The organism is Stieleria marina, from assembly GCA_007741555.1.
Lineage (GTDB): Bacteria > Planctomycetota > Planctomycetia > Pirellulales > Pirellulaceae > K23-9.
The window spans coordinates 119,589-132,625 of the sequence record CP036526.1; the positions used below are offsets into that span (position 1 = coordinate 119,589).

Annotated in this window: 12 protein-coding genes and 1 tRNA gene; 5 read left to right on the plus strand and 8 right to left on the minus strand. The window is 54.6% G+C overall.

Going from position 1 to position 13,037, the window contains the following annotated elements; genetic code table 11:
* Nucleotides 1–4: 4 nt before the first annotated feature.
* Complete coding sequence (locus K239x_RS00505) at nt 5–1,381, minus strand: alpha/beta hydrolase (RefSeq protein WP_145415762.1); 1,377 nt, start codon at nt 1,379–1,381, stop codon at nt 5–7.
* Nucleotides 1,382–1,733: 352 nt separating this feature from the next.
* Between K239x_RS00505 and K239x_RS00510 the strand changes: the two genes are divergently transcribed.
* The 3 genes from K239x_RS00510 (at nt 1,734) to K239x_RS00520 (ending at nt 5,084) form a co-directional block, all read left to right on the plus strand.
* Nucleotides 1,734–2,504 carry a hypothetical protein gene (locus tag K239x_RS00510; protein ID WP_145415763.1) on the plus strand — a complete coding sequence of 257 codons (771 nt, stop codon included), beginning with the start codon at nt 1,734–1,736 and terminating at the stop codon, nt 2,502–2,504.
* Nucleotides 2,447–4,330 (plus strand): hypothetical protein, encoded by a 1,884-nt coding sequence (locus K239x_RS00515; protein WP_145415764.1) that lies wholly within the window; start codon nt 2,447–2,449, stop codon nt 4,328–4,330. Before K239x_RS00510 ends, K239x_RS00515 begins: the two co-directional genes overlap by 58 nt.
* Nucleotides 4,331–4,787: 457 nt before the next feature.
* Nucleotides 4,788–5,084, plus strand: coding sequence for a DUF4298 domain-containing protein (locus K239x_RS00520; RefSeq protein WP_419189498.1), 297 nt, complete (start codon nt 4,788–4,790; stop codon nt 5,082–5,084).
* Between the two features lie 572 nt (nt 5,085–5,656).
* Here the strand turns inward: K239x_RS00520 and K239x_RS00525 are convergent.
* Together K239x_RS00525 and K239x_RS00530 are read right to left on the minus strand one after the other, a co-directional pair.
* Nucleotides 5,657–6,232 (minus strand): DUF1559 family PulG-like putative transporter, encoded by a 576-nt coding sequence (locus tag K239x_RS00525; RefSeq protein ID WP_145415766.1) that lies wholly within the window; start codon nt 6,230–6,232, stop codon nt 5,657–5,659.
* 409 nt (nt 6,233–6,641) lie between these two features.
* Entirely contained in the window at nt 6,642–6,923 is a 282-nt protein-coding gene (locus K239x_RS00530) for a zinc-binding dehydrogenase (RefSeq protein ID WP_145415767.1), read from the minus strand.
* 326 nt (nt 6,924–7,249) lie between these two features.
* Between K239x_RS00530 and K239x_RS00535 the strand changes: the two genes are divergently transcribed.
* A complete protein-coding gene (locus K239x_RS00535; protein ID WP_145415768.1) occupies nt 7,250–7,555 on the plus strand; it encodes a hypothetical protein in 306 nt (101 codons plus the stop codon).
* 312 nt (nt 7,556–7,867) lie between these two features.
* Nucleotides 7,868–7,941, plus strand: a tRNA-Ile gene (locus K239x_RS00540).
* Here K239x_RS00540 and K239x_RS00545 read toward each other — a convergent pair.
* From K239x_RS00545 to K239x_RS00565, 5 genes are all read right to left on the minus strand, one after another.
* A complete protein-coding gene (locus tag K239x_RS00545) occupies nt 7,910–9,274 on the minus strand; it encodes a tyrosine-type recombinase/integrase (protein ID WP_145415769.1) in 1,365 nt (454 codons plus the stop codon). The genes K239x_RS00540 and K239x_RS00545 overlap by 32 nt on opposite strands.
* 151 nt (nt 9,275–9,425) lie before the next feature.
* Nucleotides 9,426–9,842, minus strand: a complete 417-nt coding sequence (locus K239x_RS00550) for a helix-turn-helix domain-containing protein (protein WP_145415770.1) — start codon at nt 9,840–9,842, stop codon at nt 9,426–9,428.
* Between the two features lie 124 nt (nt 9,843–9,966).
* Entirely contained in the window at nt 9,967–11,544 is a 1,578-nt protein-coding gene (locus K239x_RS00555; RefSeq protein WP_419189499.1) for a DNA polymerase, read from the minus strand.
* A gap of 152 nt (nt 11,545–11,696) precedes the next feature.
* Nucleotides 11,697–12,410, minus strand: a complete 714-nt coding sequence (locus K239x_RS00560; protein ID WP_419189500.1) for a hypothetical protein — start codon at nt 12,408–12,410, stop codon at nt 11,697–11,699.
* A 216-nt stretch (nt 12,411–12,626) separates the two neighbouring features.
* The gene (locus K239x_RS00565; RefSeq protein WP_145415772.1) at nt 12,627–13,007 is read right to left on the minus strand and encodes a hypothetical protein; all 381 of its coding nucleotides are present in this window, start codon (nt 13,005–13,007) and stop codon (nt 12,627–12,629) included.
* Nucleotides 13,008–13,037 lie beyond the last annotated feature (30 nt).

A 13,037-nucleotide genomic window follows, 5' to 3' on the forward strand; every position in this document is an offset into this window, starting at 1 on the left:
GGACTCAATTCGAGCTTCGGACAGCCACGGTTGGCGCTGACTTCAAGCCGACAGTATTGACCGTGATGATCTGATACTCATGCGTCTTTTCGATTGCTGTGGTGTCAGTGAATTCCATTTTTGCCAGCGGTTGGGCTGGCGTGTCGCTGTACTGCAAATTCTGAAAGAGCTGCCGACCAAAGCGGTTCTTGCCGTTGCCGGATACTTCGGCGAGCAATTTTCCGTCGCGCATCACAATGAACTTCCCGACTCCGCTTTCTAGATCCGCTTCGGCGCTCCAACGCAATTCGTTTCCTTCACAGACGACATGCGTCGGTGCGGGCGGTGGTGAAAAATCGTCAACGTTCGTGTCTTGGCGAAACTGCATCCACGCCTTGGCGATGCTTTCGCTGGGTAACCAGCCCATCTTGAGTGGATCACCATCAAACTTTGCCGCCGGTATCGCGGTCGTTTCTTTCGGCTCGGCCAGCCAAGCAGTGTCTTGCGAAATCACTTTCAAAGCGTCGCCATGGTTAGCGGGCAATCGCAACCCAAGGCACTCATCCAACCAGGGAATCGCCATGTAGCGAGAGTTCCCGCATTCGTGTGCGGTTAATGGATCAATCGCAACACCCACAAGCCCACCACGTCCGCGAACCTTGCCAAAGAACGCGACGTTGGCTGGCCAGACTTTGGCAAACCGACCGTCCGTCACAGTCACGCCTTCTTTCGTGCCCGGATTGCACATCATGGGAACTTGCAGTGCGGCCTCGGGCAATGAATGCGGCCGGATCTCAGTGCGTTCAGAATTTGCTTCAAACAACGGAACTCCGGAACGAAGCCAAGCCGCAGCGATACGTTCGGGCTGCGTCATCACCATACCGCCACACCAGTGACCACCGCCGCTGTGTCCCCAAAGTGCAAGTGGCGCGTTGGCAAGTTCCGCGTGACCAGACATCACGCCAAGATCCTTTAGCGCGCGATCAAACGTGGCCGCGGAACCGTTGCGCGGATCGCACCATCGTTGACAGTCCGCTTCCTGGGGCTGCTCGTAAGACGGCGACAGCAAGGCACAGTCATGTTTTTTGGCCAGAGCCTGCCAGTGCAAGTCGTAGGCGCCGGTCAAACCTGATTTGCACGAACCTTCCCCGCAGCCATGCTGATGAACGACGACGCCACGAAGCGTCTGAACCTCTGCCGGAATCCAAACGGTGTACTTCACCGGAAAACACAATTGGCCAAGTTCATCGGACGCTTCGTATCGGACGCGATAGTACGGTGGTTCGGCTTCAGGAACGACATCGTACGGAGGCTGCTGCGCAGCAGTGTTTGTAACCAGACACGGTGCTGCGATTGCGGCGAGTACAACGATTGCAACAGGTAACTTCTGGGCGTGTGTCATAGTCGATCTTCAATTCGGGAAAGTACCAGCGGGAGCATTGTAGCTAAGGACGCAGGGCTGGTTCGTGCCGGTCAGCGCGGATTTCCGTTGCACGGCTCTCCAAGGCACAAGGTCGGCGGTACTGAATGGGGCCAGCATTTCTGCGACAAAAACTTTTGGGAATTGGTTCAGGGATCCGGCTGGGTTTCGCACAGGTGATGGTGAACGGAAATCGCTAACCAATTCACCACTGATAATCACCTGCAATCCTATGATCAACGCCCTCACAACGACAAAGAAAAAAAAGACAAAACGACGCGCCACGAAACGAAGCATTACGCGTCCCTTAGAGACTCTTGAAAACCGCCAACTCATGGCGGCTGACATTAGCGTCGAACAAGCGACGGCCCTGCCGACAACGCTGCCGGCAGTCGTCAGCACCGTTGCCAGCGAATCGGCTGGCAGTTCCACGACGATCCACGCTGATGCAGTTGATGGCGTGTTTGGCGATTCTGGCATGTCGCCTCAGGCGATGGACTCGGCAGCGAATGCTCTGGTCCAGGAGATGAAGGCATCCGCCGAAGCGACGGGGCGAGTTGCACTGAACGCCTTTGATGAACTCGCGACATTCGCCGGCATCACCATCGAATCACCAGCGTTCCAGGCCGACGGATCCTTCTCGGGAACCAGTCAATTTGGTGATTCTGCGGCTCCGGTATTGCTTCAGTACATTTCGGCAACTGGATCCTGGGCACTCGCGAATGAGACCGACCTGCCATCACTGGTCCCCGCTGATTCAGGATTTCAATCGCCCATCGAGCTGCAGTCGCCATACTTGGTCTTCTCGACAGCGACCGTTGATATCTCCTCTGGCGAGATGTCCGCTGGGGCGACTGATTTTTACGGTCGAATTTATGAGTCCGATAACTTCACCGTACGGCTTCAGCGCGGCGTCAACTTGCTTTCGCGAGCTACGATAGCAGATGACTCCGCCGTGGACGACATCCTTGGCGTGATTGGCATCGACATTCCGGCTGTGGAACTCGAAGGCGTTGTCTTTGCGACGTCGAATCCGACACCATCGAAATGTTCAAGCAGGCCAAACAAGACGCGCGATTCTGGGATCAGTTTCGCGAACAAATGATGCTTCGTGCAACGTTGCCTGGAATCAATCTGGACGGCTTGCCGCCAAACATGACGACCGGCGGTGCTTACCTGGTCTGGGAATCACCCGGCACAAATCAGGACCAAGTCTACGCAGCGTTGGATTTGCTGCTGCATCAAGAAAATGACCTGCCCGTTCGTTTGACCGGACGCGCTGGATTTGCCGACACACCGACTGGCAGTGAACTGCGAGTATCCGCCACCGCGGCAAACATCAGCGACGCTTTTGGCGTCACAGGATTGGACCTCCAACAAGTCACGATGCTGCTGGACGTTGATACGATCAATAAGCCAGCGACCGGAGACAAATTGGCTGCCGCGGACCCGACGTCGGCGGTTCCAACGATTGGTCTGGGCATCTCGGCAAACATGGTGATTGGTGGTCGCGACGTGATGATCGCTGGCAAGGTCGAATTGAACATTGCGACCGGTACGCCAATGAAGGTTGCCCTTCGCGGTGAATTGAGCTCGCTCTCAAGCCTGGACCTCGTCCGCTTTGCAAACCGCATGTCTGGCCTCGGTGCCGTCGATATCAACGAAAGTGCTCTGCCGAACTTTGAAATTCGCGACCTTGTCATCAACATCGCACCACTCGGCGGCGACACACAGCTTGGAATCGAAGACGGCATCGGCCTGAAAGGCGAACTGTACGTCAACGATCGCTTTCTGGCGAAAGTCGACGGATCGATCGACCGAACCGGCATCGTTCCCAAGATTCGTCTAACCGCGTGGACACACGAGATTGAATTGGGGGCGTTGTCGGTGTCGGATGTCCACATCGATATCCAGATGACTCAGTCGGCCGACGATTTCTTCATCGTTAAAGGAAGCGTGGCGGTGCTGGGAGCTTCTCACTCGGTCGATATTCATCTAGCTGCGGACAAAATGCATTATCGCATCACCACCGAAGTCGACGGGTTGGGAATGGTCGACTATGCGTTTGAATCTCAAATGACCGGAACGCCGTATTGGACATTCCATGCCACCGTTCGCAACGACGCCAGTACTCATCTGGAGCAAAACGTCGCCAGCGGAGCCCGAGACTGGGCAACCGAAGCGACCGCGTCATTCAAGAAAGCACAAAGTGCCTTGGATGCTGCTCAAGCCGAGGTCAACACGCTCAAGCAGGAGCGTGCCACTGCGATCGCTGAGGCACAAAAAGAATTCGACGAGTTTGAAGCGAAACTGGAAAAGGCTGAGAAATCGGTCGCAACGCTTAGGTCGCGTTTGGACTCTTGGATCCGAAGCGAGCGAACCGCTTGGTCACGCTACCGCAGTGCGGTCAACAGCCGGAAAGCTGCGAAATGGTACCAGTACGCAGGACGCCGCGCGGTCGAAGTCTCACGCTACGCAACGTACATAGGCATCCGATCGGGGCGCTATGCGGTGCAAGGGTCGTTGAAGGCCGCGGAAGTCGTTTTGCGAGAAGTGAAGGAAGCTGCCAGTTCCACCCTGGATCTCGCTGGCCCAGAGATGAACCCGGAAGTGCTCCGCATCAACGCGGAGTTGGCGATCATGACCGCGGGACTTCAAATTGCCAAAGCAGCCGTCACAGCTGCAGAATCAGTTTCGACGGAAACCGCCGAAGCCATCGCGTTGGCAGCGGAGCATCACGACGACCTGTTCATGATCGATCGCATTCACTTTTCGGGAACGCTTTCAGCAGCGATCGTAAACAACGAATTTGATCTGAAAATCGATTGTCGGTTGTTGAACAAAGCAAAGAAGATTGACATTGATATCTCGCTCTCCGATTTCAGCCCAGAGCAATTGATGGAACGTCTCATTGACGAGATTCGCAGCTGATTGAATGTTGAATCTCAAACCCGGCGATCGCCCGATTTCTAAAGTCAGGCGATCGATCTTCTTTGTTACATGACGTACGAACGCGCGATGGAACACGTAAGTCACCTCTCGAAGGAGTGAAACGCTTCGTCGGTCTCAGAATAGGGTTTCGGTTTTCAATCGCCGAGTAAGATCGACAGATGACAAACAAGCCGACGGCGATGGCTCTGTGGAAAACGTGCTCCAATCTATCTAGTTCTGAACCTGATCCAGCACTCTGCCCAATCGAACTTGCTCAGTGCATCTTAAGCGAACAAAAGACATTTTACTTTTCATTTGCGAGCACCAACATTTCAATTCTGGATTCGGCCGACTTCGTAACGCATCCACTTAGGTTAGATTTGAATCGTGGCGATGCCGTGGTAATTTGAATTCTCCGATCCATAACGGATGGAAAAACTCTAGAAGGATGACTGAAATGGATGCCGTTGAGAGAATCGTGTACTACGAAGAAATTTGTGATGATGCGATGGAAAAAGTGTCCAATCTCCAAAAGGCACTCGACCAATATCAAAGGATTCTCCCCAAATTCAATGAGTTGAAAGAGTACTATCAAAGCCCATTGTGGAGAAAGGATCGTGACGATGATGCCAATGGAGTGATTCCTCAGAATTTGAAACGGGGGATTCTGTCGGAAGATGGGATTTGGAATTTGTTGACAGATGAAATTGAAGTGTTGAATCGGCTGAAAGATCTGGATGCATCGCAGCCTTGACCATTGGTAATGGGATTTCGGCTGCGGTACTCTCGCGCGCAAGCAGCGTGAACCGGCACCAGCCCACCACCACCTTGCCAAATTGATTGAACCGCATGTAGGTAAAAACGCATGGCAGTCGCACTGAATGCGGCTTACCTAGGCGTGTGGACTTCATGGCAAGATCCAACGCTTTGTCGGAGGCGAAGGGGAGCCAAATTTCTGGTGACCGAGCCCGACGCGAACTATCGTGGCCATTTCTTGCCGCGCTTGCAGCAAAATGTTTTTGCGCGGACGAACTTTCGCTCAGACGTCGGTGCTTGGGATTCGGACCGGCAAGACGAGAAAGGACCCAAGTCGCGCAGTTAGTGCCGCTGGTTGCTCGTCTGGCGAAAATTCAAAACAATGGGCGGACGCGGGTTTGGTCGCCCGCTGTTTTCGTCGTCGCCTGTGTGCTGCGGTGAACCGCCACTTTGCCGCCCCCAAACGGCCGTTCGATGGCTTGGTATGCGTCGCTGTTGGAGCCCAAGAATTGGCAATCAATTCTTGGGTGCGAGTCGGAGCCGGCATGTCCGCCGGTTCCTGCGCGGCGTTTAAAGCCACCGGAAACTTGCCCGACCCACCAAGGCCGGATCTTTTGTTCCAAGACATTTGGAAGCTGGCGTTGAAGACGCGGTTGATTGATTCGATGAATCATCGGCTCTTGTTGGAACTGTTTGGAGCGGCTTGGCTTGGCTTGGCATGGTTCGTGGCGAGAGTGCCGAGGGACACAAGAATTGTGGAACCGTCGTTTCAGTTGCGGGCAAATTCTTCGCATCCCACCAAGTACGATTTGCATCGTAGGTTGAAAACAGTGCCAATTGTTCGATGAACGGCAGCAACATGACTTGCCATCCGGCTTCGTAGTCACCAATGTTCACTCGGCTAGCGGGAAATCCTTTGTACGTGCTTTCGTAGTTGTGTATCGCAAGCCCGATTTGCTTGAGATTATTACTGCAGCTCATGCGGCGAGCGGCTTGGACCGCTGGCAACAGCAGTCCTACAAGAATTCCGATGATCGCGATCACGACCAGCAATTCGACGAGCGTGAACGCAACGCGTTTCGGCAATCGGGGAAGTGAGTGTTCGACGTCATTACTGAGGTTGTGGGCGCGAGAGATTCGCGGCATTGCGGTTTTCAACTTTAACTTTCTGTTATGAGTTGCGGGTGAGACCAATTTGCCGGGAAGCATACACAAAGCGTTTTCGTATTCAGTCGAGACAGACAACGGAGTTGGTGAAGAATCGATGAAGTTGAGCGGGGCGTTTCCCGTGGACCAGATTCGTCTCTTTCGCGCCGACCACGAAAATCATTTGACTCAAAATTGGCTGCCATCGATCGATAGCCTGGACGCGAAACTAGAGAGATAAAAAGGGGGCGGGGGCAATACTGCACGGCACGACGTTTGGTTGACGGTATCTTCGCATGCGTTGAAGATTGTCTTGTGCGGTGTTAGCACTTTGAATTTGGTATGCGTCGCTGTAGGGGCGACATCAGCGCAGCAGTGAACGACTCGGTTCGCTCAGCACGCACCGATCCTAGGCTATCAGCGGTTTCAATTCTTCGATGTGAGTTTCCAGTTCGTCCGCCGCGTCAAAGATCAAGTCGTATTGCTGGCCCATCTCGGTGCAGTCTTCTTGGGTGTAATCGTTGACGTGATCGGCTCCAATCGAACGAACCATCTCCGTCTTTTGCGTGCTGCACACGCCAGTGACCTCGGCTCCCAGTGCTTTGGCGATCTGTACCGCGAACGAACCGACCCCGCCCGATGTACCGTTAACCAAAACCTTTTGTCCCGGTTGTAGCTTTTCCCTTGTCATGAATTCCCTAGCGAATCAGAGGGGGCAGGCCTCGTTTATTGGCAGGGGGCGGTCGTTTGGTTGCGTTTTGAGTGCTCTGCTTCTAGAAATGGGGGCTCTGATGCCGCGCGTTCCCCGTGCCGGTGATGCTGGCGGCCTGTACCACGCTTTGACCTGTACCACGCTTTGAATCGTGGAAACCTACGTGCTGAATTCTTTCAAGTGATCTTATTCAATCCGAGGGGCCCATTAGTTGCTGCTGCGTTCTCTATTCCGCACTCGTATCGAACTGGACTTCGTTACGATACAGTTCGGTATCTCATCGTTTTTACGAGGCCTAGGAAATCATGGCAAAAGTCGATCAAGCAGCCGCACAGAAAAGTGCACCCGTGGCGGAATCCGACCACACAGAAAAGATCAAATCGCAGATTCTGGAGAAAGCTGGCAGGCCACCCAGTCTGCATCACGTGGAGGTGTGTCGGCACCACAACGGGAACTATCGGGTCAACGTTTGGGAGAAGCTGAAACCGACGGGGGACTCCGCTTTCTCAACGGAAGTCCACATCGGGGCGTCTTACTATTTGAAGGTTTCGGATTCAGGTGAGATCATGGCCTGCAACCCGCCGCTGACACAACGCCGTTTCACGGCTTGAACTTGGCCGCCCATCACCAGACAGACTGATGAGCTTCGCGCCGGAGGCAAACGAGTATCCCTTGAGGGGTTTGTTCGGATCATGCTCCAGCTAGTTGCTCAGGCTAAAACGGCTCTTTGAACACGCGACACTTTTTCGTTTGGGCGGTGGGCACACTGAACGAGTTCGCAGAGCGTTGATACTGTTTGAGCTACCGTTCAGCGACGGTATCAATCGTCCGTTTCCAGACTTCTGTGACTTGCAGACTGATTCCGATTTCCACGAGATTCGCCGGCTCGATCAGCGTTCAATCGCTTGTTACAATTTGGATTCGGGGCTGTAGCTCAGTTGGTTAGAGCTGGGAACTCATAATTCCTAGGTCGCGGGTTCAAGTCCTGCCAGCCCTATTAGATAGTAACCGCCAAGGCCGTCTTTTACGATGTAATGTCGTGATTCGTCGGACGAAACGGCCTCGGTGGTTCCAGCTGTGGTTCCACGAATAGCACCAGATATACGCGATATGGAACCACAGCTGGAACCACTGGCAGCCGTGTCGTCGGTGGTCGATGGTGACACCGTTTGTCCCGCCGGATCGGACGCCGCTTGGAACGCTTCGTCCGTGGCCATCGCGTAGTGCTTCATCGCAGTGGGAACACTGTTTCCAAGCCAGCTGGCCACGTCCTTGACCGGATAGCGGGCCATCAATTCCGTTTCGCGACTAGCCCGCAAGTTCTGGAACAAACGAGGCCACGGTTGGATTCCCGCACGGGTCAAAATCTTTTTGAACGTCTCATGTAGGTTTTGATCCGGCCGCCGGTATCGGTTGATCACCCACACGGCCGTGCCGTCATCGGGAGCGTTGTCCCACGCACTTTCAAGATACTGACGCAGTTCTGGAAAGATCGGACAGACACGGACGCCGCCGGCCGCGTGGTGTTCCGTCTTGGTTGCGTTGATTGTCATTCGACCGCCGGGCAAGTCCACGTCCGACCAACGCAACGCCACCAACTCAGACGGGCAACGAAGTCCACCAAACCGACACAACGCCAGAATCAGTTTCCAATCGTCGCACGGGCAATGTTCCATGCACGCTTGGATCACTTCGGCCTTGACGAAGTGTTTTCGTTTCTCGTTTCCCATTGCAGTGGACGCCAGCCCTTTGAACGGGTTGGACTCCACCAAACCCCGTTCCATCGCTTCGTTGAACAACAGTTTGGCGATTCCGGTCATTCGCCTGGTAGTTTCCTCGCTACACGCTTTGGTGTTTTTATCCCGTTCGTTGCTCTTGGTTTTCACCCACACCCGCCACTTTTTGGCGTCGGCCACGGTTATATTCCGCAAACGTTTCTGTTTGCCGAAATGGGTCAACAACTTGGACTTGGCCCGCTTGTAGGTTCCGTGCGTCGATGTTTTCGCATCGGTGCGTTCTGCGAAGTATTCGTCCATCCAAGCGGACAACGTAAGGTCGCGGGCAACGCGTTGTGTTGTCGATTCCACCAAACCGGACTTGGCCAACTTGTTGCGATACTGTTTGCCAGCACCATCCAACCAATCAGCGGTTGGCTTTTCCGGCGGCCGACCTTTGCCGACACGTTCTAGCAAGTGTTCAACATGCTCTTTGGTGTCTTGGGCCTCGGACTCTCGGACGTCACCCAACCAGATACTACGCTTTCGTTTTTTCAAGTCGCGAAACTGTAACCGCCAGCCGTTTTTCTTGGACTCGTAATTGATACTCGCCATCGCTATTCAACTCCCGTAGTTGATCCCGAATGAATGAAAGTGCCACGGCGGCCGGTTCGGGTGACCGGTATTCAGCCGCTAAGCCTAGCCGTGGCGAATCTCAGTGTAACACCTCCGTGGCACATCCGAATCAGCCAAGATCTTAGCGAAACTAATTGCTTGCTTGTCTGGCTGGCGTTGTGATCGTCACCACAGGCGACCGACCACGATGGAACTCCACGTCCACCAAACCCAAATCCGCCATCCGTTCCAACACACGCTTGGCCGTCTTGGGATGGACGTTCAGTTCGGCCAAGATCGTCTTGGACAACTTCACCGGGTTAGAACGTTGGAACCCGGCGGCATACCACAACAGCAACGCCACGGCCTCAGATCGGTTCCCACACTTGGACGCCAATTTCATCCACGCCAACGGAATGGGGCCACGGATGAACCGTTCACCTTTCCCGTGCTTGGGCAGTTCCACCACGGACGGCCTCTTGGGTGGCGTCTTAGGGGGCCGCTCCGTTTGGACAGCATGAAACGCGGCCACGTCCGTTCCGGTGCCTCGGAAAGTTTCCAAGTCCATGTTCCCTACCTATCTATATAAAGAGAATCAGTAAATAAGAATCTATTAATAAGAGGGTGCGGGTGGGACATTCCGTTCCGTTTCTTGGACAACCCGTTCCACTCTTTGGACATTCCGTTCCGTTTCATCCGTCCGCCTCCGTGGCCAACTGGAACACCTTGTCCCACATTTCCCGTCCGCGTCCTTCGTCAAAGTACCGATCCGGCCAAGACACAATCTTGGCATCGGACTCCAACGCAAACCCGTCCAACACGATCTTGGACGCGTCCCGCATGATGGTTTGCGTTTCGGCCACGGCCGCGTTGATCTTGTCCGTGTCTGCTTCGATCAAAATTGCATCGTGAACCGGGCAACAAACTGTAATGCCGGCCTCGGAGGCCATCGAACACGCCAGCCGTAGCATTTCGGCCCCGTTGGCTTGCATTGGGAAGTTAGCTAGCGACCGTGGATTGTCGCCGCCCAACGTGTGGATCGTCCAACCAAACACCGTTTGCAATTCGCCAACCAACATCGCCGTATCGACTTGTTGTTGTGACCAACGCCAGAACACCGGGAACGTCTCTTTGTGCTGGCGAAGTAGGTTTCGGGCAAACGCCACAGGCTGATTCAACTTGGCCGCCAACCCGTGTTCGCTCATTCCGTACTGGACGGCCAACATGCAAACCTTAAACGCTCCACGTTCGACCGGGTGGCTTTGCTTGGTCGCGGACGTTGGCACTGCACCGGCCATCCTGGCGAATTCCAAATACGGATCACCGGACGCGTAGGCTTGCGTCAACGCCGGATCACCGGACAACGCGGCCGCAATGCCAAGTTCTTGTTGTGACCAGTCCACGTAGGCAAGGGACCGTCCACGCGTCGGCTTGATCAAACCACGTAGCCAAACGGACGGGCCGAAAATGAACTTGTTGTTGGACGGTTGGTTCCGGCCGGATCGGCTTGCCAGTGGTCGCAACATCGTCCGGTTCCGGCCATCGTCGCCCACTTCCAACGCTTCCAACTTCATTTCCGACAACGCATGGCGAAGTTCACGCAGTGGCGATATTTGCGGATAGCTTTTTGCTTGTTGCCGAAACGTGTCATCGTCCAAAGCCAACCGGCCGGAGTCCGTTTCCGGCCACGGGATACCTTGGCGAATCAGATAGTCACCAAATCGATTTTGTTTGAACGTCAAACCTTCAAACACTCCGAACGCTTCGTCCACCGATTCAATCAACTTGATCTTGATCGGTTCCCATTGCCGCCGGAACATCGCCAACGTGTCCACGTCGATGGGAACGCCAGCATGTTCCATTGCCGACACGGCCATCATATAGCGACCACGATGAACGGCCCGTGGAAAGTCGATCTTGGGCAACATCATCGGCAACAACTTGTCCAACGCATCGACGTCCGTTTGGCAGTAGTCCAACAACGATTCCATTTCGTCGCTTGTAAACGGGCCACCACGGATGGCCAGTTCCCGCATTTCCTGTTTTTCACTGGCGGCCATCGAATCCAAACCATGAAACGCCAAACAGCCAAGCAACCCCCAACCAGCTGGCGGACGTGAACCGTTTAGCAGATTGCGAAACTCACACCAAAGATCCAACACACGCAACGGCAACGGCCAACCCAACGCACGAAAACAATTCCATTCGGCCGATGAAAAGTAGGCCACGAACAAAGAACACTCACCAACATCAAACGGCGGACAATCCATCGCGTTTATTTCCTCAAAGCCGATTCGGATGATACGTTTGGAATGGAACTCCCTGGCCACCATGCAACCAACGTGTGGTCGATTGCCTGGCGGTTGGGAGAATTCAAAGTCGATCAACCAAACCGATTCAAACCGGTTTAGCCAATCCACGTTTACGCCGCTCCAAAAAGTTCTTGTAGGAACGGGTGATTCATTGAATCAATGAATCGGGTTTTGAACGCCAGTTTCAAAATGTCTTGGAACGTCAGTTCCGGCCATTGCGGGTCCGGTAGGTTTCCGGTGGCTTCAAACACGGCGTACGATCCGGCGGACATGTCCGCTTGGACTCGGACCCAATGTTTGATCGCCAATTCTTGGGCCTCCAACATCGACGTATGCCAATCCATCGGACGTCCGTTTGGATCGGGCAACGTAGCTGGCCACAAGAACGGCGTACCGTGTCGATTCACAGCCACGCACAAACGCACCAGCGAAATGAAGTCCGGCAATTCAGTCCACAACGCGGGGGCCACCAAATAGGATTCCCGGTTGGTCTTGTCCTGAATGATGGCCGTGTCGATCCGGAACGCTTCGTCCGGATGAACGCGGACGAATTCTTGCTTGTTCGGTTTTTCACACCGCACCGACAACAACTTGCGTTTCACACCGATGGCACCGGCGGCCGTGTCCGGATTGATCCGCAACGCGGCCGGGTCAAACGGATCGGACGGCGGCTTGGGATCGCTTGCCGGCGGCGTAGGTGGATCGCCCTGGCCATCGTCGCGTTGTTCGTCAAACAACTCCCCGTCGCTCGCCTCGGACGGCTTGGGGGCCTTGTTGACGTTTTTACGTGCCCTTCGTTTCGGGCCTTCGTTAGAATCACTCATTAGAACTTTCACTTTCGGCCGGCGGATGTTTGCAGCATCCCCGGCCGTTTGCATTTGGATTGTCATTCAAAACACAGCAACAATCTGCCGTGTCACCTTTGTGCAAATCGACGCCAACCGTGTGACGCCAACACGGATCGCATACGCTTGCGAATCCGTAGGACGTCCGCATCCGGTGGTGGACGGCCTCTTTGCGTTTGCAGAAGTCGCATAGCATCACCGCCTGTCCGGCGTATCCGACGATTGACCCGCGAAACGCCAACACTCATCGCAAGTTTTGACGATTCCGCGTTCAGTCTTAAAACGATGGACGACGGGTTCCGTTTCGCAATAGTCGCACTGTTCCGTCGCGGCCGACTGCTTGGCCAAGTGTGCAATCACCGCATGGGGATCAAACAGAACTTTGCGGCCAAAGCGGATTCGCGGGAACGCGGGATCGTCCCGCAACCGCTTATCCAACGTTGGGACCGCAACGTTGATCACTTCGGTCAACTCTTGGCGAGTCAGCAGACGGCGGCGATTGGCCATCCGATCCGCCACACGTTCGGCCACCAGATCGGCCAACGTTTCCATTTCAAGCGGAGTAAGACTATCCACGGCCCACCTCCGTACATTCAAGGGTGGCAG